Raw genomic sequence first — 22,061 nt, 5'->3', positions numbered from 1 at the left:
CAAAGATACGCGAAGAGATCAAGACCTTGCCTAGCGGGTCGAACAAATCATTTTTTCCCGGTTAACTCGGCATAGATACTGAAAAGCTTGTCAAAAACCGATGGCCAAGAGTATTTCTCGACAACCGCCTTACGCGCTTCCTGACCCATTGCCTTCAAATCCAAGAAACACATTTGCTGGATGGCATTCGCCAGATTCTCTGGACTATTCATACTCGCCCAGAATTTCAGGCCGGTGAAAATAATCCTGTCTAAACGGCTGCCCTTGATTCCGCATACCGGGGTGCCACAGCTCTGCGCTTCTAATGCCGCGAGGCCAAATGTTTCCAGCACACCGGGATGGACAAAAAGATCGACACTCGCATAAAGGGTAGCCAGCTTAGACTTATCCGAGATATAGGGCAAATGGGTGAGGGCCTTTGTACGGTTAGCTGTCGCTTGAACAGCTTTTTTGAGCGGACCATCCCCCACAATAATCAGGTGATAGGGTTTGGCCCCCGATTGGGTATCACGAATGACGGGACGAACAGGATCCGCCCCGATTCCTTGCGTCACGGGAGGCGCAGGAATCGTAAGATGGGGATCTGAAGCCTGCACCAAAAGCTCAAAAGCATTCAAAAGTGTCTGGACATTTTTTTCCCGGGATAACCTCGTCACATAAAGCAAAAGCTTGGTTGATTCGGGTAATCCCAGATTTTTGCGTAATTGGGCGGGCTGCGCCATCTCAGGAGAAAAAGTCTGTATGTCCACACCCAAGTCCACATCAAAGAGTTTTTTTACACCCCAGCTGGAAAGTAACTGATGGAGCCCGGGTGAAGGCACCAATGTCGCTGTCATCCGGTTATAGAGTCTACATACGTAATTCTGTGCATACCGCTCAGAAGCATGGGCGATTCCAGAACCAAAAAACCGCATGAATGTCCGGACATAAGCCTCGGGAAAGTTACTATGATAAAATCCCACGACCGGGATCTTATGGATATCCGCAAATTTAACCGCTGACCAAGCCACATGATAGGGATCGCCTAATTCAATAATATCCGGCATTTCCTGCTCCAATATCCGGTGCAATTCATTCATCCGAAGCATCATCCGGTAACGTGATGTCGGTGTGATCCGGGGGGAACGGATCGTATGGATTCTGGTCTGTCCTTCTTGGGTGACTCCGGAGGTGGCCCCGGGCACGATCAGTACATGGTCATGAGCTGTATACTCGGCAATATAGGCCTGTTTTTCAGTCAGATAACGTTTTACCCCCCCGCTATCGGGTGAATAAAACTGGGTCAAATCACATATTTTCATGGTTACTCCGCTTGTTACAGGTGATTCCTTCCCTCTCCAAGCATCTTTTTTACTACGCTGATAAAACCCTAAGAGCGAGAAAAAAAGCTTTTTAAGAGCCCTTCCGGCATCATTTTCAGAGATTAGACTTGATGCCGAACCCGACAAGCCCCATATTTCCTCACCGATGCTTTTTATGAAGGCGGAGTTGCCAAGTGGGAAGGCCGGGCTCTGCAAAAGCCCTATGAGTCGGTTCGATTCCGACCTCCGCCTCCAATTCCTTACAGAAGCACTTATTCTATTGCTTAAAACTCGCTTTCAAGAGTTCAAAAAACAAGCAAAACTAATCACTAGTTCTATTTTCTCAGGGACGTTTTAGGTTGGCCTAAGAAGTATTTTCAAACGTCTTAGACAAAGGCTTTGTCCAATCATGTCCTGATAGCCCTCCCCATCTAAGGTGCCCTGTCATAACAAAGGTTTTAACCTGAATCCTACAGTTGGATTATCGGTTGACATATTGGAATAACAATTATCTGAGTTGAGAGGGATATTCCGTAGAGGAAGCACTTGAAGGAGTACTGTACGTTTGGATATTACAAGGTGCTGACACCCCTTAACCTCCGAGAGAAGCCAAAAATAAGATACAGTCGACGCACGGGTTTTTATTATTGGTTTGAACTTATTTTTTCACCACTAGGGGAAATTCAATGTTTATGATGACTAGTCGTTTTCGAATCATTCAAGAAAGTTCGAGGTAGATAATAATTTTAGCGAGAAAACTTAAAAAGATGCGGATTGACGTAAAAGCATAAATACGGCAATATGTATCTATGAAAACAACTATTGATATTCCTGAAGTCCTCTATAAAAGGACTAAAATTCGAGCTATCGAGACAGGTAAGTCATTGAGGGATATTGTATTATCATCGTTAGAGCATGAACTTTCAAGATCTGCCTTAACTGCAAAAATCGAGCAATCTGCTCTGAGTCACCGCAAATTATTACCTGAGTATGAGGCTATCTTACAGGCAGGCGCTTTTTCTGCTGGGCAGAACTCCACTCACATGATTGGTGAGGATCGTGACGCTCGATGAAGTCTGTTTATTACGATTCTGCCTATATTTTCAAAACCCTATGCGCTGAGGATGGATATGCTGAGGTTCAAAAACATATGGGTACAGTGAGCGAACTGGTCTGTTCCCTCCACGGGAAGGCAGAAGTAATTTCAGTCTGCCATCGGAAGTTTCGGGAAGGATACGCTACTCATCCCCAACTCTTGGGATTTCTCGCTCAGCTAAGGATGGATATTACGCAAGGAGTCATCCGGTGGTTACCGATCACGGAGGAAATAGTGGCTCGTGTCGAGAATGTTTATGCGTCCGCTCCTGCAAACACTTTTATCCGGGCTGCCGATGCTTTGCATTTGGCCTCTGCCGCCGAAAATGGATTCGACGAAATTTTCTCCAATGACCGCCATTTATTGATAGCCGCACCCCTTTTTGGTTTGCGCGGGATCAATATCATTCCATCGTGATTCTTGTCATTTCCAGTGAGTGGGTCTAGGAGATTTACTCCAGACGCACAATCTACCCATAAAAAGCCAAACGCCATTTCCCTGCAAATAGACATCAGATTTCTAAATTATACAGCCTCTTTGTAAAGCCGGCCCCGATGGGAAGTCTTCACCTTTGCCTTCAGTCTCGCCAAAAGGCTGTAGAGCCCGAAATAAGTCCGATTCACATACAGGCTATGGGCAGATCCTCTTTTACCTTTCAGAGAACGAAACCCTCCCCCTATTCGTTCATTTTCCTCTGCCATCTGGTAAATTTCCTTTAAATAAGACGGATCCCCAAAGTCGAACTCCCCCTCATGGAATGGGCGGGCCAGCATCCTGATTGAGCGTTCACAAATATCCATCAATCTCTGCTTTTCCTCACGAGTATCGGTGGGCAGGATGATATTCATATTCCTCATAGCCTCTTGGAATAATGCAGGATCATCCAATATGCCGGGATCTAGAAAAATAAAATGTTTCTGATAAAAATCATCATCGAGGGATTTTGTGCAACCGAAATCCAAGACCCAGAGTTTATTTTTATGCACCAGGAAATTCCCCGGATGAGGGTCCGCATGGAATTCCCTGAGGACATTGACCTGATGGTCATAAAAGTCCCAAAGGGCTTGGCCGATTAAATCCCGTTCATTCTGGGAAGGATCACCATCGGCAAATTTATCAATCGTGATACCATCGACCCAATCCATACAGAGAATACGTTTGGAGGAGAATTCCGGGTAATACTCGGGAAAACAAACGTTCTTAACCAAAGCTGAACGCCTAGAGAGGTCTACGGAACGTTTCAGCTCCAAATCATAATTAGTCTCTTCGAGCAAGCGGGTTTCCACTTCATTAAAATAATCGATCACATCAGCTTCTTTGAGGCCCATGATCTGGAGTGCTAAGGGTTTGACCACTGCCAAATCGCTTTTCAAACTGTCAGCCACACCGGGATACTGCACTTTCACGGCAAATTCTTTTTTACCCAAGCCGGCTTTATGTACTTGGCCGATGGATGCCCCACTGACTGCATCAGCACCAAAACAATCAAAAATCCCCAAAGGCTCTTTACCAAATTCACGGCGGAAGGTGCGGACCACGAGGGGGTATGATAAGGGTGGGGCGGAATATTGGGCTTGCGAAAACTCTTTGGCATAAGCCGCGGGGAGCATATTCTGGTCGATACTCAGCATTTGGGCCACTTTAAGAGGGCCTCCTTTCAAATGGCTGAATGTCTGATAAATATCCTTAGCATTATTACGGTTTAACTCTTCACGGTCCGCTTTCCCCGTAATCGCTTTCTTGCCATAATGCTTTAAATAATTCATCCCCACTTTGGCACCGGTTCCCGCCAAGGCAGCTATTCTGGAAACTTTTGAACTACGGATTGAGTCTTGGGATTTCATGAATGATCATCTGCGCAATTTGCGGGGCGCATCATGGAGATAAACATTTTACCTAGATCAAAACCCGACTCAATGGCGGAAGTCCGCAGGAGATCAAAAATAAAGGTCACAGACTTCTCGATCAGGGCATCAGTCCTTTCATATCCCTCGCTTGCATCTTTGAGGTTAAAATCGATTACCGCACGGAGATGGAAATAAAATAACTCGGGATAAAAAGCCTGCAATTTGCCACGGGCTGCGATTTCTTTGGTTTCCACCCCCTTTTTGAGAACTCGTCTGATAAAATCCTTATAAACCGATTCAAACCCCGAAAAACATGCCGGCTTTTCCATGGGTGATACCTGCCTCATCCGCACAAGTAGCAGGGTCCTGTGATCCAGAGCTTCCTCAAAAAAGGCATAGAGGAATACCAAAAGCTGTTGTTTAGACGTAAACTGTTTCCATTCCCCTCCCCTTTCGATGGCTGCAATGACTTTTTTAATCATATTCTGCCAATAAACTTTTTCGACAGCCTCTAGTGATGGAAACTCTTGGTAAAAGGATTTTTCCGTAATTTTTAGCGATTTGCAAAAGGTATATGCAGAAACAGGCGGCACTCCTTTTTCCTTAAAAGAATCAATATACGCAGCCAATATACGGTTTTTGAGCTTTGGATCGGTTTTCATCCCATACAAATCCCATTATTCGTTAAAAATGCAACACGCATTCCATTACTTGCCGTCTAGATTTAAATATATAAATCACAATTAAGAGTCTTCAGCTCTTTTTTACGACAGCGACACAAATTCAAACTTGCCATGGAAAGAAGGAATGGCCATGATTCACCCACAATGGATGTCGAAATACTCTCCCGCATACAGTTCGCCTTCACTATTTCCTTCCACTATATCTATCCCCCTTTGAGCATTGGGTTAGGTGTTATCATGGTGATTACAGAGGGTCTCTGGCTGAAGACTAAAAATAATATCTACCACCAAATGGCCCGTTTTTGGACGAAAATTTTCGCCCTGATTTTTGCGATCGGCGTGGCCAGCGGGATCGTTATGGAGTTTGAGTTCGGTACAAACTGGGCCACTTACTCACGATTTGTCGGCGATGTGTTTGGCAGCGCGCTGGCGGCAGAAGGGATTTTCGCCTTTTTCCTTGAGTCTGGATTTCTGGCTATTCTTGTTTTCGGCTGGGACAAGGTAAAACCCGGGTTTCACTTTTTCTCGACTTGTATGGTGTGTCTAGGTGCTCATTTCAGTGCTGTCTGGATCATTGTCGCTAATAGCTGGATGCAGACCCCGGCAGGATATCGTATTGTCGGTGAAGGAAAAACCGCAAGGGCTGAAATCACCGATTTCTGGGCCATGGTCTTTAATCCATCATCCATGGACAGGCTTTTCCATACACTGGTCGGATGTTGGCAGGCGGGTGCATGGCTTGTGATCAGTCTGAGTGCCTATTACATATTAAAGAATCGTCATCTGGAATTCGCTAAAAGATCCCTCCAGATCGCCCTGACCGTCGCCTGTATCACCTCCCTTCTCCAGTTATACTCGGGCAGCCGCTCCGCTGATATCGTCATGAAGTACCAGCCCGCGAAGCTTGCCGCCATGGAAGGGGTCTTCAAAACGAAACCCTATACACCCATGTATATTTTCGGATGGGTCGATGTGGAAGCTGAAAAAGTATACGGTCTTTATATCCCCGGTGGCCTGAGTTTCCTCGCCCATAAAAACTTTGAAACACCTGTGAAAGGTTTCGATACGATATCACCAGAATGGGGCCGCCCTCAATTAATCAATGCTGTCTTCCAAGTTTATCATCTCATGATCGCCATCGGTATGGGATTGATCGGTTTATCCTTTTTTACGGTGTTCGCCTGGTATAAAGGCTGGCTCTTCAAATGGAAGTGGCTCCAATTCATCCTCGTCCTCTCCGTTCTCGGTCCTCAGGTAGCTAATCAGGCCGGTTGGTACACCGCCGAAATGGGACGCCAGCCTTGGATTGTTTATGGTCTCATGAAAACATCAGAAGGCCTGTCAAAAACCGTCAAAGCAGAAGCCGTTCTTTTCTCTCTCATCATGTTCGTCCTGATTTATTTCCTGCTCTTTATGGTTTTCCTCTATTTGTTGAATGAAAAGATCCAGCATGGACCCGATGATAAAGACCTTATCCCCACAGGAAAACTCGCTTTACCGGAGAAAAACAAATGACAGAACTGGGCTTAGACCTGAATATAGTATGGTTCGTGCTCGTCGGCGTGTTATTTACAGGATACGCCATCCTCGACGGATTTGATCTTGGTGTGGGTGCCCTGCATCTCTTTACAAAGACCGACCAGGAACGCCGGATCACGCTGAACTCCATCGGCCCGGTGTGGGACGGCAATGAAGTCTGGCTGGTCACTGGCGCGGGAGCCCTTTTCGCCGCTTTCCCGATTGTTTATGCGACGGTTTTCTCTGGGTTTTACATCGTTATCAAGCTTTTGCTTTTTGCCCTCATTTTCCGGGCAGTCGCTATTGAGTTCCGCAGTAAACAACCCATGAAATGGTGGCGGGAAATGTGGGACATCGGTTTTTTCCTCGGTAGCCTGCTCTTGGGTTTCCTCATTGGTGTGACCATGGGGAATCTCGCCTACGGAGTCCCTATTGGAGCCGACGGGGAATATGCCGGGGATTTCTTAAGCATGCTCCATCCTTATGCCCTCATGATGGGAGTCACTACTGTCGCCCTGTTCATGATGCATGGATCGATCTATCTAGTGATGAAAACCGAAGGTGACCTCCAGAAAAAAATCCGCGGTTGGGTGAACCGACTTATCATCATCTTTATTATTTGTTACGCTACCACCACGATGGCGACTCTCCTCTATGTCCCACACATGGTCGACATTTTTAAACATAATCCATCACTCTTCATTATCGCCATCTTGAATATGCTAGCGATTGCCAATATCCCTCGGGAAATTCATAAAGGCCGCGATTTCTTCGCTTTCATGTCCTCTTGTTTTTCAATTGCTGCTCTGATGGTGATTTTTGGAATCGGTTATTTTCCTCACATGGTTTACAGTAATCCCAATCCTGAATACTCATTGACGATTTATAATGCCTGTTCCTCACAAAAAACCCTCGGCATCATGTTACTCATGGCGATTATCGGTTTACCCGTTGTTATCGCCTACACAGTCAGCGTTTATTACATTTTCCGCGGCAAAGTGAAGCTCGACCAGATGAGTTACTAGTTTTACCTGATTTTGTCATTTTCGAGACAATCATCAGGGTGCGATTTTTTACTTCCTGTTTTATCAGGATAAAAATAGAGTATTGCTTGATGATAAAACAACCCGCCTCCCCAAGCAGAGAGCAAATTGCTATACTTGAACCTTTTTGTGGCTTGGACCTCAAGGACATATCTGTCGTGTCCGGGCCGCACGAGGCCCAGAGGGCGTTAGAAAAATTATCTCAATACCATTTAATCGGATTTGATACCGAGTCGAGGCCCACATTCAGGAAAGACGAGGTGTCACAAGGCCCCCATATCCTGCAATTTTCCACCTTGGAAAACGCCTGGATTTTCCAGGCGAATTGTAAAGATTCTATTCCTGCCATCATTGAGCTGCTTCAATCCCCCGGCATCCTCAAAATCGGATTCGGACTCAAGGACGATCTGAAATTTATCACCCGTAAATTTGGGGTAGAACCCCAAGGCATCATCGACCTTAATCATTCATTCAATCAGCTTGGCCATAAAAATACCATTGGAGCAAAAACCGCTATCGCCATGCTCTTTAGTCAGAAACTTTCAAAATCGAAAAAAACAACTACTTCCGACTGGTCCCGCCCAAATCTGACTGAAAAACAAATCCTCTACGCGGCCAATGACTCTTACGCTGCGCTCCGGGTTTATCTGGCCCTCCAAAATAGTGCTCATGCGACACCTTGAATTTTTTTTAAGGAAATAAAGAAGCTATTGAATTTTTCTGCACACCCGCTATTCCTGTTGGCCTTATGTCAAATTTCAAAATTGCTTGTTTACCGGGGGACGGAATCGGACCTGAAGTCATGGCTGAGGCCTTGAAAGTAATCGATAAAATCGGTCAAAAATTTTCTTTCACTTTCGATATTAAACACGCCGATGTCGGCGGGATCGCCATCGATAACCACGGGAAGGCTCTTCCCGACTCTACGATTGAAAGCTGCCGTGCCTCCCAAGCAATCCTTTTCGGCTCAGTCGGCGGACCCAAATGGGAAAAACTGCCCCCCCATGAACAGCCCGAACGTGCAGCCCTCCTCCCCCTACGCAAATTATTCGGGCTCTACGCCAATCTCCGTCCGGCCATCTGTTATGAGGGACTTACCCATGCGTCCCCATTAAAACAGTCCATCATTGAAGGTGGTTTTAATGTCCTTTGTATCCGCGAGCTCACCGGCGGCATCTACTTTGGCCAACCCAAAAAATCCGAACCACTCGAAGACGGTAAAGGGGTTCGCTCCATCGATACCATGGTTTATACGACCCCCGAAATCGAGCGAATCACGCATGTCGCGTTTAAGGCTGCACAAAAACGCGCCCGAAAATTGCACTCCATAGACAAGGCTAATGTACTCGAAAATAGTGTCCAATGGCGCAAAACCGTGACGCAAATTGCGAAGGAATATCCTGAGGTCGAGCTCATCCACATGTATGTCGATAATGCAGCCATGCAGCTCGTACGTAACCCCAAACAATTTGATGTATTACTCTGCGAAAATATGTTTGGGGACATCCTTAGTGATGAAATGGCCATGATCACCGGGTCCTTGGGTATGCTGCCGAGTGCCAGCTTGGCTGAAGGTACATTTGGTATGTACGAACCCAGCGGCGGGACCGCCCCTGATATCGCAGGCAAAGGAATCGCGAATCCGATTGCCCAGATCCTTTCGGCCGCCATGATGCTCCGTTATAGTTTCGCTCACGAAGCTGCTGCCCAGGCGATTGAAAACGCCGTCGAGAAAGTCATTTCAGAGGGTTACCGGACAGGTGACATCTATTCCGAGGGGACAAAAAGGGTGAATACCCGGGAAATCGGCGACCTGATTTGTGCGGCAATCTAAGCACAGGGGACAGGATAAACCCTCCATTTTCTTATTCTGTCTTTTGACAGAATAAGAAACCTCCCTATATTGATTTTATCGTCATGTCCCATTCTCCTATTCATGGATCATCGAAATCAAATGCCCGTGTCGTAAACATGTGTTTTGATGATGAAAAGGTCTGTTTTTCCCCTGACCACTTTAAAATCTGTGATAAAGGTATGTGTTTGCGGACAAATTGGTATTTTCAATTTGGGACTGAACTCTCCATCAACCTCGAGATAAAGGTAAACGACCATAAATATCGAAAGGTCAAATGTAATGGGGTGGTGATTACCTGTGACAAGGTCACGGATAGCCATTCCGCCTACGATGTCACCCTTTACTTCACCAAATGCTTGGATATCTCCACCAAAGCACTCCAATCAGCATCAAGATTGATTCATGTCTCTTCATAGGCTATCCTTTTGCCCACATGGAATATCTCAAACAGATTCTCTCAGGCGCTGTCCAATCAGGGGCATCAGACATTCATATCAAAAGTGATGCCCTCTTGATTTACCGGGTATCCAGCGAGTTAATGCCTGTGCCGGATACGATCATCCCGTCAGAAACCTGCCAACAATTCGTCCAATACCTCCTCCCGCCCTACCTGCGCAAGAAATTCGATGAGGAAAGGGAAATCGACTTTTCATTTGATGAATCCGGCATCGGTCGCTTCCGGGCAAATATCTTCCATCAAAGGGGAAAACTAAGTCTAGCCTTGCGGCATGTAAAAAGTGAAATTCCTAAGTGGGAAAATCTTAATCTCCCGGCTCATGCAAAATCCATCGGGGACCACGGGGATGGGATTATCCTCATCTGTGGAGCCACCGGCTCGGGAAAGTCCACGTCTCTGGCCGCCATGCTTGATTGGATCAATGAAACTCAAAAGCTGCATATCGTTACCCTGGAAGATCCGATTGAATACCTTTTTGAAGATAAACTTTCTGTTTTTAATCAAAGGGAAGTGGGACTGGACACCATGGACTTTAAACATGCGCTCATCAATGTCATGCGCCAAGACCCTGACGTCATCGTTATCGGGGAAATGAGGGATGACTCCAGCGTGATGGCCTCGTTCAGGGCAGCGGAAACGGGACACTTAGTCCTCAGCACATTACACAGCGCTACCGCCACCCAAGCGGTCACAAGACTCTTGGATTTTTTCCCTTCGGAAGAACAGTCGCAGATCCGTCGCCAATTTGCCCTCTGTCTCCGAGGAATTATGTGCCAGCGGCTGATTCCTGCCAAAGACGGCAATGGCGTTTATCCAGCCCTTGAAATTCTCCTCAATACACCGACGGTCCGCAAATTACTCGAAGAAGACAAACTCGACAAACTCCCGATGGCCATCGAGACAGGTCGGGAAGATGGCATGCAGAATTTTAACCAAGCTATTTACGACCTAGTCAAAGCAAATTGCATCGATGAAACCCTCGCCATGACATACGCGCCGAATCCCGATGCACTCAAAATGAAACTTAAAGGCATTAATCTCGGTGACGACCGCAGAATCATGGGATGAGTGATTTTTGACTTCGTGATTATTTATTCACAACCACCGCCCCGAAGTCATTGTCACGGCCATCACGTAAAGCATTTCGCCTTCTATTGATGAGATTAAGATTTTGGCGACTGAGAGATTCGTTCCTAAATCACATGATTTTTTATTGCTCAAAACATTCTCCCACGTACCCTGCCAGTCATATGAAAGTAATATACTATTTATTCGTTCTCGTTTTTAGCTTTTAGGAGTGGGTCTTTCATTGCGCGGGGTGGAAGTCATTCTCACCGGGGAACGTTCCTCATCGAATCCCTTCATCGGATTAGGAATGGGGGTCGTTTTTGTCGTGCTCGCCTTGCGCTATCTCGGAAAGGCCCGGGAAACCTAATCTGGCTTGATCACCCGCCGCCACCAACTGCGCAGAAGTAGATAAATGCCGAGCCCCAAATACATCATCGCCAAATAACGGGCATTCACCCGGGGTAACAAGAGGATAAAGGAGATTCCGACAATCAATAGAAACAGGGCTGAAAGGATTTTTCTCATTACTTCACACAGCGGCTGATTATTTCCACTGTTCGCTTCGCTGCCCCCATATTTTTGAGGATTAAATCCTTGGCTTTTTGTCCAACCTCTTCCTTTTGTGAAGGGTTATTCAGTAATCCAGCAATTTCAAGAATCAAGGCATCTTCTGTCGCCACCTGGATAGCAGCCCCGGCGCAGACAAATTGCGCGGCAATTTGCTCCCAATCCTGCATATTTGGACCATAGATGACAGGATGCCCGGTAATCGCCGCCTCGATAATATTATGCCCGCCCTTGTGCCCGACGAGGCTGTTTCCAATAACAATCACGGTTGCCGCCTCATACCAAGCCCTGAGCTCACCCGTGGTATTAATCAAGAGACAATCCGAACCCGCAAGGTCGATCACACCGGACTCGACCATCTCGGTTCTTTTTGAGTATCCCACACCAAAGCGGTCCAAGATCCCCTCGACTTCTTTGGTTCTTTCATCATGGCGCGGAGCCAGAATCAGGAATAAACCGGGAAATTGCTCCTTGAGCTTCTGGTAAACACGGATAATGACCTCTTCTTCCCCTTCATGGGTACTCCCCGCAACAAAAATCGGGCGTGCCTGTCCTACCCCACATAGTATCAATAATTTTCCGGCGTCAAAGGGCAGTGGACGTGTCGGGATCGCCGTATCAAATTTCAGGCTACCCACAGTTTGGAGAGCCTCCTTTCTCACGCCCAACGGATCAAACCTTCCCTCATCTTCACGTGTCTGGGTAAATACCCATGTGAAGATTTTGAAAATCGGCCGGAAGAGGATTCCAAACCGTTTATAACGCCGTTCCGAACGTCGGGAAAGATCGGCATTCGCCAAACCCACAGGGATTCCCGCCCGTTTGGCCATCCACATCATATTCGGCCAGATTTCACCTTCCATAAGCAGGATTAATTGCGGCCGGAATGTCAGGAATGCCGAAAGCACCGGCGCATAAAAATCCAGCGGGTAATAAGCGACAACCACATCGGCGGGCACCTTTTGTGTCGCGACTTGATACCCACGCGCCGTTGTGGTCGTCAGGAGGATTTTAGCCTGCGTGTATTGTGCCTTGAGCTCGTCGATTAACTTTAATGCCGCCATCACCTCGCCGACACTGACGGCTTGAATCCAGATGACCGTTTTCCCACGGAGTTCTTTTCTTAAGGCGGGGGAATAAACCCCAAAACGTTCGAGGATACCGTCACGGTATTTACCTCGTTTGACCATTTTATAGGCATAAAATGGCAGCGCCAGGAGGAACACGAGCGAAAAAAGGAAATTATAAAGAATCAGGAGAATCATGCGCGTGGATGGGTTTGATCGTAAACTTTTTTCATGCGTTCCGGGGTCAGATGGGTATACACCTGGGTGGCGGCCAGGCTTTTATGACCAAGCATTTCTTGGACACTCCGTAAATCTGCCCCGTTCTGGAGCAAATGTGTCGCAAATGAATGGCGCAATTTGTGGGGGGTGACCTTTGGATCAATCCCCGCAAATGCCAAATATTTTTTCAACCTTGTTTGCACGGATAATACACTTAAGGGTTTTCGTGATTTTGCAGAGAAAATAAACTCATCACCTTTAGGTTGCCCGGCCTGGACCCAATATTTTTCCAGTGCCTTGATTGCAGGCTCACCGACTGGCACCATTCTTTCTTTTGCACCCTTACCCATTACCCGCACGACTTCTGCCGATTCATCCAGATCCTGCCGCCGGAGATTCACTAATTCACTAATACGTAACCCGCTGCTATAAAATAACTCTAACCAAGCTGCATCCCTCAGGGCTAACACAGGGCTACTCGGACGTCCTTGTTTTTTCTTCTGGCCGGTCGCTGGCTTGATCATTTGCGCTTGTGCGGCGGCCATCATCTCTAACGGTGCGTTGAGCAGTTTTTCGATCTGGGTATGATTCAAAAAAACCGGTAACCCCCTCGTTTTTTTTGGCGAGCGCAAATTGCGCAGGGGATTTTCCGTCAAACGCTTCGACCTGATGAGGTACTTATAGAACGAGCGTAATCCCGAGAGCCTGAGTAAAACCGTCGCCCGCGCGAGTTTCCCGCTTATTTCAGAGAGGTAAAAACGGAAATCATGGAGGGTCAGCGTCTCCCAATCGGGTTTCTTCCGGTAAGTCGCTTCATACCAAATCACGAACTCCAGGATGTTTTGCCTGTAATTCCTCAATGTCTTTTCAGAAGCCCCCCTTTCCAGATTCATGTACCCGAGAAACGCCTCGTGAAGCGGATCAATCCCTTGGTGTGTCGTCGGCTCCAAGGGTGACGGCACGTTAGGGGTTTTCGGTAGGTGCGGCGACTGCTTCTTCATTAGTTTTTGAAACGACTTTTTTGCCGCCCTTAGGCTTTTTCTCGCGGGGGGCGAATTCAAACTCCGTCTTGCCGCCCTTCCCTATTTTAAGCAAGGCTGCAAACGGGCGTTTAGTCTTTGTGGAAATGAATTTTGGCAAGAAATCTGTTTTCCCCTCCGAAAGCAATTTGCGCATCTGGAGGATATCCAGTGGTTGTTGCAAAATCATTTTGCCGGAACGGAAAGTGCAGGACTTGTCCTTGCCTACCGCTTTTTCGCAAACATAGCTGACGGGTGTTTCATAGACATTCGATGTGCAAACCGGACATTTCCCGAGGGATTCCTGGCTGGAAAAATCATATTCCTGCTCGCCACTCTCACCATTAGGTCCACCTTCAAAGACAAACTCTGATTTGTTCTCAGCATTTAATTTAATCAAAGCCGAGAAGGGGCGTCCCATTTTACTCTTGAATCCGGAAAGGGGCCCGACCTGTTTTTTCTCAATTAACTCCTCCACCTCGACAGGCTCCCATGTGCGCCCTGAAATACTTTTCCAGATGACAAAATCACAAGCCAGACATTTGAATGTCCGGAGGTTTTCTTTCACCGTGCCTCCGCATTTCGGACAAGGAGTCTTTAAAGTGACGAATTCCCCAGCGATATCTTCAATACTCGTGGTATTCCGAGCTTTTTCCACAATCTCGCTGGTCAGGCTGGAAATCTCGCGCATGAATTCTTGGCGAGTAAACTCGCCCTTTTCCATCCGTTTAAGTTTATGCTCCCATCCTCCCGTCATTTCGGGGGAGCAAAGGGTCGGAATATTAATCCCTCTCAGAAGCGAGATCAGGGTAATGCCCTTGGTCGTCGGGATGAGCTCGCGCCCATCACGGCGGATGTATTGCTCATAAATAAGGCCGTCAATAATCGCGGCACGTGTAGCCGGGGTCCCGATGCCTTTTTCACTCATGGCCTCACGGAGATCATCATCCTCGACAAATTTACCCGCCCCTTCCATCGCGGATAATAGGGTGGCTTCCGAATAACGGGCCGGGGGTTTTGTCAGGGCTTCCAGCACATCGATATTTTGGGTTTGGACATTTTTCCCGTCGCCGACAGGGATAATCGACTTTTCCTTCTCATCCTCGTCTTCATCCGGAGACTCGGCGTTTTGAACCGTGCGCCCGTAAACCGCTAGCCAACCGGGCTCCACAAGCACTTTACCTTCGGTCTTAAAGGGTTCACTTTCGACCCGGGTGATCCGGGTGGTGATTTCAAATTGTGCTGCTGGGAAAAAAACCGCAATAAACCGGCGCGTGATCATGTCATAGACCTTGTACTCGAATTCCTCGAGCTTTACCGCTGCGGTCGTCGTGGGGATAATGGCAAAGTGATCCGAGATTTTAGCATTATTAAATATCCGTTTATTCGGATGGATCATTTTTTTATTTAATGCCTCGGCTGCATACTGTCCAAAAGATGATGTCCCTTTGAGCATCCCCATCGTTTGGTTCACGACCTCGATATAATCTTCAGGCAAGGCACGAGAATCGGTCCTCGGATATGTAATGACCTTGTGTCTCTCGTAAAGGGCTTGTGCAATTTGCAATGTGCGTTTAGCCGAAAGTCCAAAACGTTTATTCGCCTCACGCTGCAACGAGGTCAGATCGTATAACAAGGGAGGCATTTGTGAGGCTGGTTTCTTCGACTCTTCGGTGATGCCAGGTTTCCCCTCGCATTTGGAACGGATCGCCTCAGCCTTCTTTATATCCCACAGGCGCTCAGCACGGGCATGATTCACCTCATCATCGCCTTCTTCCTGGGCAGGCTTCTTAAATCCTTCATCAAACCACCGGCCCTCATAAGTCCCAGCCTCTGCCTTGAAAAGGGCGTGGACTTCCCAATAAGTTTTCGCCTCGAACCTCCGGATTTTAGCTTCGCGGTCGACGAGAATGGCTAGGGTCGGGGTCTGTACGCGTCCCACAGTCGTGAGGTGAAATCCCCCCCCTTTGGAGACGAGCGCGGTAAAGGCGCGGGTGCCATTGATCCCGATGAGCCAATCGGATTCCGAACGGCACACAGCAGCATCGGCGAGGTGATCGAGCTCTTCACCGTTACGTAATTTTTCAAACCCGTCGCAAATCGCATTTTTGGTCATGGACCGGAGCCACAAACGTCTCACAGGCTTTTGACTTTTGGCTAACTGCGTGATGTAACGGAAGATCAGCTCCCCTTCACGCCCCGAGTCACATGCATTAATGACGTCATCAATATCCTTGCGCTTGAGTAATTTACTCAACAGTTTGAACCGGGCCTCTGTTTTTTCAATCGGGCGCAGGGAAAATGCCTCTGGAATGACGGGGAGATTCTCAAAACTCCATTTACCACGTTTCTTCTCAAGTTCTGGAGACAGGCAAAGCTCGACCAAGTGGCCGATGGCAGATGTCACGACCATGTGATCACTTTCAAAAAAGTCTTTTTCCTTTTTGAAGCCGCCCAAAGCCTTCGTGATATCGGCGGCAACGCTCGGTTTTTCCGCTATGACAAGTGTTTTACCCATGATCTGAAAATTCCTCTTATCCCGTCACCCCTTGTCTCAAGACAATAGGGAATATACGGTCTTTTATATTCGCTAATTCTCGCTCCACAGAGGCATTTGACAGGCAAAAACCTGAATCTAACGCATCGACTCGAGCCCGTGCAAGGTAGCGGACACCATCCGACTGGGCAAGTTGCTTTTTTCGGATCAAAATTCCCGGGTAATATACGTAACTCCCCCGGCACCCTTCATTTCCACGCGACTGAGCAAAATACAAACTTTAACCCACACGGACAAAACGTTTTCCGGGGAGTTGTTTCACCAGACGTTTGAGCTCGAGCCCGAGTAAGGTGGCGGAGACTGTAGGGCTGGGCAAATTGCTTTTTTCGATCAGGGTGTCGATATCCACCTCGTCGGTTTCGATGAGTTTATAAATCAACGCTTCATTATCGCTGAGATCAGCCCGTGCGAGGGCAGGTTTTTCACCGGCAGAATTGTCTTCCTTCGGGAAAAGGAACTCAAATTCGCTTAATACATCCCCGACATCCTCGACAAGTTTCGCGCCCTGTTTGATCAACTGGTGGCAGCCCCGACTACGCAGGCTGTCGATCCGACCGGGGACCGCAAAAAGCAATTTTCCTTGGTCGAGGGCCATCCGTGCGGTAATGAGGGCCCCGCTTTTGAGATCCGCCTCGACGACAAGAGTGCCCATACTCATCCCACTGACGATACGGTTGCGCATGGGGAAATTCTGCGGGGTGGGCTTCGCATTCATGGGGAATTCACTAATCACAGCTGATCCCGTCTCGATAATCTTATCTGCTAGCGACTGGTTTTCTGGAGGATAAATTTGATTCAGCCCAGCACCGATGACCGCCACAGTCCGTCCCTTTGCCGCCAGAGCCCCCTGATGAGCGGCGGTATCGATCCCACGGGCCAAGCCGCTGATGACACTCACGCCTGAATAGGCCATTTGGTAGGAAAGCTTCTTTGCGGTCTCCATCCCGTAGTTGCTGGTCTCTCGTGAGCCCACCACGGCTATTCCTTTGTCATCACGCGGGAGCAATTTGCCCATGACATAAAGAACCAAAGGGGGATCATAAATCTCACGCAGGTTACCGGGATACTCTCCATCATCTTCAATGAGAAGGCGGGCCCCGGCCTTTTCCACGGCGTTGAGCTCAGCCTCCAAATCAACATGTTTCTCCCAATCAATGATATTCTGCGCGATTTCCGCACCGATACCATTTACTTCCTGTAATGATTTGCGGTTCGCCGCAAGTATATCCGCTGGCTCCCCAAAACGCTCGAGCAATTTGCGCACACGCACCGGCCCGATCTGCGGGATCAAATTTAAAATCAAGAGTGCTTCACGTTTATCCATAAGCCCCGCCCTAAAAAAAGAATTATATAACCCTGCGGACTTCATCCTCGCTGAATTCAATCCCGGTGGCAGTCGCCCCGAAATCCTCAGGAATAGAAAAACGCAATTTCCCGTCACGGACTTTTTTATCCCGGGCCATGGAACGGAGTAAAAGCCCCTTGTCCACAGCTGGAATCTTTGTCGGTAGGTCAAAAGCCTCCAGCAATTTGCGTAGGCGGTTCGATGCGTCAGCGGAGAAGCCCAGCTTTTCGGCAGCTAATTTCGCCTCCAAGACCATCCCGACGGCGATGGCCTCACCATGGAGCAATTTGCCATACCCCCCGACCGCTTCGATGCCGTGGCCGATCGTATGGCCGAAATTTAAAATCTCGCGTAACCCTGTTGTTTCATGCTCATCCTCGGAGACCACTTCTGCTTTAATCTCGCAACAACGCTTAACGATCTCAGTAAGGGTTTCCAAATCTTTATCTTTGATTTTCTCGATGTTCTTTTCGAGGAAATAGAAAAAAGGTTTATCCCGGATCACCCCGTACTTGATCACTTCAGCCATGCCAGCGGAGAATTCCCTATCGGAAAGGCTCTTCAGCATATCCAGATCGGCGAGGACACTGACGGGTTGGTAAAAAGCACCGACAAGATTCTTGCCCTCGGGGAGATTCACCCCTGTTTTCCCGCCCACAGATGAATCCACCATCGCCAGTAAAGTCGTGGGGATATGGACAAAACGGATGCCCCTGAGGTAACAGGAGGCGACAAAACCAGCTAGATCCCCGATCACACCACCGCCCAAGGCAATAATAAATGAGTTCCTCTCCAGATTATCTTTGGCCATTTGGCTCAAGACTTTTTCACAGTACGAAAGGGTTTTGCTTGTTTCCCCCGGAGGAAGGATATATTCACCCGTCTCGTATCCGGCTTCAGACAAGGTCTTCCTGATCTTCCTCAGGTAGAGGCCTGAAACCCTCTGGTCGGTGACGATCATCCCCCTCTTAAAAAATGCCTGTTGTTTAAGGACATCCGCAATTTGCGCGGAAACACCCGCACCGATATGGATGTCATAGGAACGCGACCCGAGTTTGACTGGAACAATTTGCTGCATCCATCTTGCTTAAAGCGTCACACAAATGCCGTCAAGGAAACCCACACCGTCGAAAGATCAACGCCCCAGCCAAAAAGAATTTGTCATCCCGCCCCGATAGGTATCGAGGGCCCCCCTTGGAAGAGTCCACCCTGAGATTACTGTAGGATTCGTCCTCATTCTGCCATTTTTCATGCCAGAAGATAGCCGCCTTGATCCGGGGATACTTTCCTTAGAGAATAGACATTCCATCCCTGATTAACCTTGAATTTTTACTGCCACTCCGGCTAGCGAAGCAAATCGCTTTTCAAGGGAAAAAGGCCATTAAGACAAAATCTTCTCGGCAATCTCTTCCAGTGGATAGGTCACGATCTCTGCCAAGGTCGGATGATACCAAGGCGCTTTCACCATGTCAGCGGCCGTGGCCCCGAGGGCAATGGCAGTGGAGAAAATATGGATCAATTCACCGGCATCTTTACCGACGATTTCCGCACCGAGTAATTTGCCTGTCTGTGCATGAGCAATGACTTTGACATAACCCCGCTTGGCCTCCATCAGGATGGACTTGCCGTGATCATCAAAGGGATAACTGGCCGAAATGTAAGGAATCCCTTTTTTCTTGAGATCTTTTTCCGTAGTGCCACAGAGGGCCACTTGAGGATCGGTAAAGACTACACTGAGCAAATTGTTATAATTCATGGGAGTCGTGATTTGTCCTAGGGCGTGTTTCCCGGCCACTTCACCCTGCTGGATCGCGATATGGACAATCTCGTAAGGCCCCGTGCAGTCTCCACCCGCATAAACTGCGGCATTGCTGGTTTGCTGGTACTCATTGGCGTCAATCTTGCCGTTGGCCCTGAGCTTGATCTCGGCAGCATCAAGATTCAAACCTTTCGTCGCGGCCTCACGGCCCAGCGCATTAAAGAGATACTTTGCTTTTTGTGTGGATAGTTTCCCCAGGTGATTAAAAACAACCGTGAACTGATCATCGGAATAATTGATTTTCTCGATTTGTGTCCCAGTAAAAAGAGCCATTCCCTCATCCGTGAATGCTTTTTCGATGACTTCGGCAGCTTCCGGGGTTGTCTCCTTGAGAATGTGTTCACTCCTCTGGATCTGCGTGACACGGGAACCAATCCGGGCGAGGTACTGGGCGAGTTCGCAAGCCACCACTCCACCGCCTAACACAATCACCGACTCCGGGATAAAATCCAAATCTAGGATATGATCACTCGTCCAGAAGGGAACAGTAGACAAGCCTGAAATCGGAGGCACACTGACCGTCGAGCCCGTCGAGATAAAAAACCTCTTTCCCGCCAGCCGGGTACCATCAGTGAGCTCGATTTCATTTGGTGAAACAAAACGCGCGTAGGACGGGTAAAAATCAAAACGTCCGGATGTAATCTGTTCCTGCCGATACCCTGCAAACTCCCCGACAATTCGCGATTTACGCTCGTGCAATTTGCGCATGTCTGCGGCGGCCTCCGGAATGTCTAAACCAAATAGTTTGCCTTTTTGGGCGAGGTGCAGGATCTCAGCAGAATAAATCAGTGTCTTCGAGGGCATACACCCTCGCAAAATGCACAGTCCACTGAGCTCTTTGGCCCCATCGATAATCGCGACTGCATCCGTATATTCCCGGGCCGTCCGCGCAGCGGCATACCCGGCACTTCCCCCTCCAATAACGATAAAATCGTAAGTTTTCATGAGTTTAAATCTCCGTTCTAATCAATCAGTTTCTTCTAAAGGAATGGCTATTTTCCCCCAGTAAAAAGGCGACATCATTTCGCTACTATATCAAATCCATCCTTACGGTCTTTAATAATCCACCCCATCCCGTCGAGTAGCTTACGGATTTCGTCCGCTTTAGCCCAGTCCTTGGATTGTTTAGCATCCCAGCGCCCCTGCGCAAGTTGCTGCACATCCTCGGGGATTTCGGCAACGACATTTATTTCCCCCTTCGCCTCAGGCAAATGTAGTCCCAAAGCATAAAGAGCCTGCCCGAGATCCAAAAGGATGAGTTTCGCAGCGTCTTGGGTGAGAGTGCCCGACTTTAAAGCATCCTCGACTTTTTTCACCCCCGTAAAAAGGCCACCAAGGGCTTTGGGAATATTCAAGTCATCCTGTAATGACATCCAAAAATCGACAAATTCACCGGCATAAATAAATTGTTTTTGAGGGCGGAAATTTAAAACAAGATCGATCTTTTCATCAGCCACTAGTGCAACTTGCTCGGCCATCTTACGCAATTTGCCCAAGGCACTGCTAGCGGCATGCATCGAGTCAAAGGTGAAATTCAACGGCTGGCGGTAAAAGCCGCTGATCAGGACATAACGCATTTCATTAGCGGTAAAACCGCGTTTTTTAATATCGTCGAGGGTATAGAGATTCCCTAGGCTCTTACTCATTTTTGCCCCATCCACCATCAGGTGGGCGATATGGAACCAATGCCGGCAGAATTCCACACCATTAGCCGCCTCGCTCTGGGCGATTTCATTCTCATGATGGGGAAAAACAAGATCCTCGCCCCCGGAATGCAAATCGATCGTATCCCCTAGATAATGTTTACACATGGCACTGCACTCGATATGCCAGCCCGGACGGCCTTTACCCCAAGGAGCTTCCCAGCCGTTGGCCCCGTCCTCGGGCTTATGTGATTTCCAAAGTGCAAAATCCGAGGCGTTATCCTTAGTATATTCATCCGCATCACCGGCACCAAATGCCGATGCACCGACCTGGATCTCCCTCTGTTGTAAATGGGACAGGCGTCCGTAGGTTTTAAAGGCATTAATCTTAAAATAAACCGATCCGTCCTGGCCTGCGTAGGCAAAGCCCGATTGCATGAGCTTTTCAATCATCGCAATTTGCTCGGGAATCGTTTTGACCGCGCTGGGCTCGACATGGGGAGTCAGGATATTAAGCTCTGTACAATCCTGATGAAAAAAACCTGTCCAGTAATCTGTGAATTCCCCAAGCGTTTTCCCTTGGGACTGGGAATGACGGATAGTCTTATCATCCACATCCGTCAGGTTCCGGACATGTTTGACGGAAAAACCGGAAACCTCTAAGACTCGGCGGAGCACATCCTGAATCAGGAAAGTCCGGAAATTGCCGATGTGGGCGGGGCCATAAACCGTAGGTCCACAGCAATAATAGAGGAATTCCCCGGATTGAGTTTCCTCCAAGGGACGAACTTCACGCTTAAGTGTATCAAAAAGACGGACTGACATAATGTTTTGTATTTTGACCCGTCAGCAAAAAGTAAAAACCTTCTAAAATCAACATCCGATTCTTTACCCCTGCATCCTCAAAGATCATACGGTGTAAAATCATTAAAATACATAATATAATCATACTCGTAA

Annotated in this window: 19 protein-coding genes and 1 tRNA gene; 9 read left to right on the top strand and 11 right to left on the bottom strand. The window is 48.0% G+C overall.

Translation table 11 applies throughout. The features are described from left to right. Window positions 1–47 precede the first annotated feature (47 nt). Complete coding sequence (locus tag SGI98_10430; GenBank protein MDZ4743817.1) at window positions 48–1,301, bottom strand: glycosyltransferase; 1,254 nt, start codon at window positions 1,299–1,301, stop codon at window positions 48–50. Between the two features lie 180 nt (window positions 1,302–1,481). Here SGI98_10430 and SGI98_10425 point away from each other — a divergent pair. The 3 genes from SGI98_10425 (at window position 1,482) to SGI98_10415 (ending at window position 2,814) form a co-directional block, all read left to right on the top strand. Next, window positions 1,482–1,556, top strand: a tRNA-Cys gene (locus tag SGI98_10425). Window positions 1,557–2,110: 554 nt separating this feature from the next. Further along, window positions 2,111–2,374, top strand: coding sequence for a hypothetical protein (locus SGI98_10420; GenBank protein MDZ4743816.1), 264 nt, complete (start codon window positions 2,111–2,113; stop codon window positions 2,372–2,374). Beyond that, window positions 2,371–2,814 carry a type II toxin-antitoxin system VapC family toxin gene (locus SGI98_10415; protein ID MDZ4743815.1) on the top strand — a complete coding sequence of 148 codons (444 nt, stop codon included), beginning with the start codon at window positions 2,371–2,373 and terminating at the stop codon, window positions 2,812–2,814. The genes SGI98_10420 and SGI98_10415 overlap by 4 nt, the downstream gene beginning before the upstream one ends. Before the next feature lie 107 nt (window positions 2,815–2,921). Here the strand turns inward: SGI98_10415 and SGI98_10410 are convergent, their stop codons facing one another. Together SGI98_10410 and SGI98_10405 are read right to left on the bottom strand one after the other, a co-directional pair. Further along, window positions 2,922–4,241 (bottom strand): AarF/UbiB family protein, encoded by a 1,320-nt coding sequence (locus tag SGI98_10410; protein MDZ4743814.1) that lies wholly within the window; start codon window positions 4,239–4,241, stop codon window positions 2,922–2,924. After that, the gene (locus SGI98_10405; GenBank protein MDZ4743813.1) at window positions 4,238–4,906 is read right to left on the bottom strand and encodes a hypothetical protein; all 669 of its coding nucleotides are present in this window, start codon (window positions 4,904–4,906) and stop codon (window positions 4,238–4,240) included. Before SGI98_10405 ends, SGI98_10410 begins: the two co-directional genes overlap by 4 nt. A 165-nt stretch (window positions 4,907–5,071) precedes the next feature. Between SGI98_10405 and SGI98_10400 the strand changes: the two genes are divergently transcribed. The 6 genes from SGI98_10400 (at window position 5,072) to SGI98_10375 (ending at window position 10,868) form a co-directional block, all read left to right on the top strand. After that, a complete protein-coding gene (locus SGI98_10400; protein MDZ4743812.1) occupies window positions 5,072–6,442 on the top strand; it encodes a cytochrome ubiquinol oxidase subunit I in 1,371 nt (456 codons plus the stop codon). Beyond that, a complete protein-coding gene (gene cydB, locus SGI98_10395) occupies window positions 6,439–7,470 on the top strand; it encodes a cytochrome d ubiquinol oxidase subunit II (GenBank protein MDZ4743811.1) in 1,032 nt (343 codons plus the stop codon). Before SGI98_10400 ends, cydB begins: the two co-directional genes overlap by 4 nt. A gap of 89 nt (window positions 7,471–7,559) precedes the next feature. Next, window positions 7,560–8,171 carry a 3'-5' exonuclease gene (locus tag SGI98_10390; protein ID MDZ4743810.1) on the top strand — a complete coding sequence of 204 codons (612 nt, stop codon included), beginning with the start codon at window positions 7,560–7,562 and terminating at the stop codon, window positions 8,169–8,171. A gap of 65 nt (window positions 8,172–8,236) precedes the next feature. Next, window positions 8,237–9,322 carry a 3-isopropylmalate dehydrogenase gene (leuB, locus tag SGI98_10385; GenBank protein MDZ4743809.1) on the top strand — a complete coding sequence of 362 codons (1,086 nt, stop codon included), beginning with the start codon at window positions 8,237–8,239 and terminating at the stop codon, window positions 9,320–9,322. Between the two features lie 83 nt (window positions 9,323–9,405). Further along, window positions 9,406–9,759 (top strand): hypothetical protein, encoded by a 354-nt coding sequence (locus tag SGI98_10380; GenBank protein MDZ4743808.1) that lies wholly within the window; start codon window positions 9,406–9,408, stop codon window positions 9,757–9,759. Window positions 9,760–9,776: 17 nt separating this feature from the next. Next, complete coding sequence (locus SGI98_10375) at window positions 9,777–10,868, top strand: PilT/PilU family type 4a pilus ATPase (protein ID MDZ4743807.1); 1,092 nt, start codon at window positions 9,777–9,779, stop codon at window positions 10,866–10,868. 363 nt (window positions 10,869–11,231) lie between these two features. Here the strand turns inward: SGI98_10375 and SGI98_10370 are convergent, their stop codons facing one another. From SGI98_10370 to cysS, 8 genes are all read right to left on the bottom strand, one after another. Further along, a complete protein-coding gene (locus SGI98_10370; protein ID MDZ4743806.1) occupies window positions 11,232–11,393 on the bottom strand; it encodes a hypothetical protein in 162 nt (53 codons plus the stop codon). Continuing rightward, entirely contained in the window at window positions 11,393–12,700 is a 1,308-nt protein-coding gene (locus SGI98_10365) for a 3-deoxy-D-manno-octulosonic acid transferase (protein ID MDZ4743805.1), read from the bottom strand. Before SGI98_10365 ends, SGI98_10370 begins: the two co-directional genes overlap by 1 nt. Continuing rightward, window positions 12,697–13,722: a tyrosine recombinase XerC gene (locus SGI98_10360; GenBank protein MDZ4743804.1), complete on the bottom strand. Its 1,026-nt coding sequence runs from the start codon at window positions 13,720–13,722 to the stop codon at window positions 12,697–12,699. Before SGI98_10360 ends, SGI98_10365 begins: the two co-directional genes overlap by 4 nt. Continuing rightward, window positions 13,685–16,258, bottom strand: coding sequence for a DNA topoisomerase III (locus SGI98_10355; GenBank protein MDZ4743803.1), 2,574 nt, complete (start codon window positions 16,256–16,258; stop codon window positions 13,685–13,687). The genes SGI98_10360 and SGI98_10355 overlap by 38 nt, the downstream gene beginning before the upstream one ends. 259 nt (window positions 16,259–16,517) lie before the next feature. Further along, window positions 16,518–17,621: a DNA-processing protein DprA gene (gene dprA, locus SGI98_10350; GenBank protein ID MDZ4743802.1), complete on the bottom strand. Its 1,104-nt coding sequence runs from the start codon at window positions 17,619–17,621 to the stop codon at window positions 16,518–16,520. Between the two features lie 22 nt (window positions 17,622–17,643). Further along, window positions 17,644–18,720: a 3-dehydroquinate synthase gene (gene aroB, locus SGI98_10345; GenBank protein MDZ4743801.1), complete on the bottom strand. Its 1,077-nt coding sequence runs from the start codon at window positions 18,718–18,720 to the stop codon at window positions 17,644–17,646. Between the two features lie 303 nt (window positions 18,721–19,023). After that, a complete protein-coding gene (locus SGI98_10340) occupies window positions 19,024–20,406 on the bottom strand; it encodes an FAD-dependent oxidoreductase (GenBank protein MDZ4743800.1) in 1,383 nt (460 codons plus the stop codon). A 74-nt stretch (window positions 20,407–20,480) separates the two neighbouring features. After that, entirely contained in the window at window positions 20,481–21,929 is a 1,449-nt protein-coding gene (cysS, locus tag SGI98_10335; protein ID MDZ4743799.1) for a cysteine--tRNA ligase, read from the bottom strand. Between the last annotated feature and the right edge of the window lie 132 nt (window positions 21,930–22,061).

It is taken from the genome of Verrucomicrobiota bacterium (genome assembly GCA_034440155.1).
Classification (GTDB): domain Bacteria; phylum Verrucomicrobiota; class Verrucomicrobiia; order JAWXBN01; family JAWXBN01; genus JAWXBN01.
The sequence above is the reverse complement of the archived record's forward strand: the minus strand, read 5'-3'. Positions and strand labels throughout refer to the sequence as shown.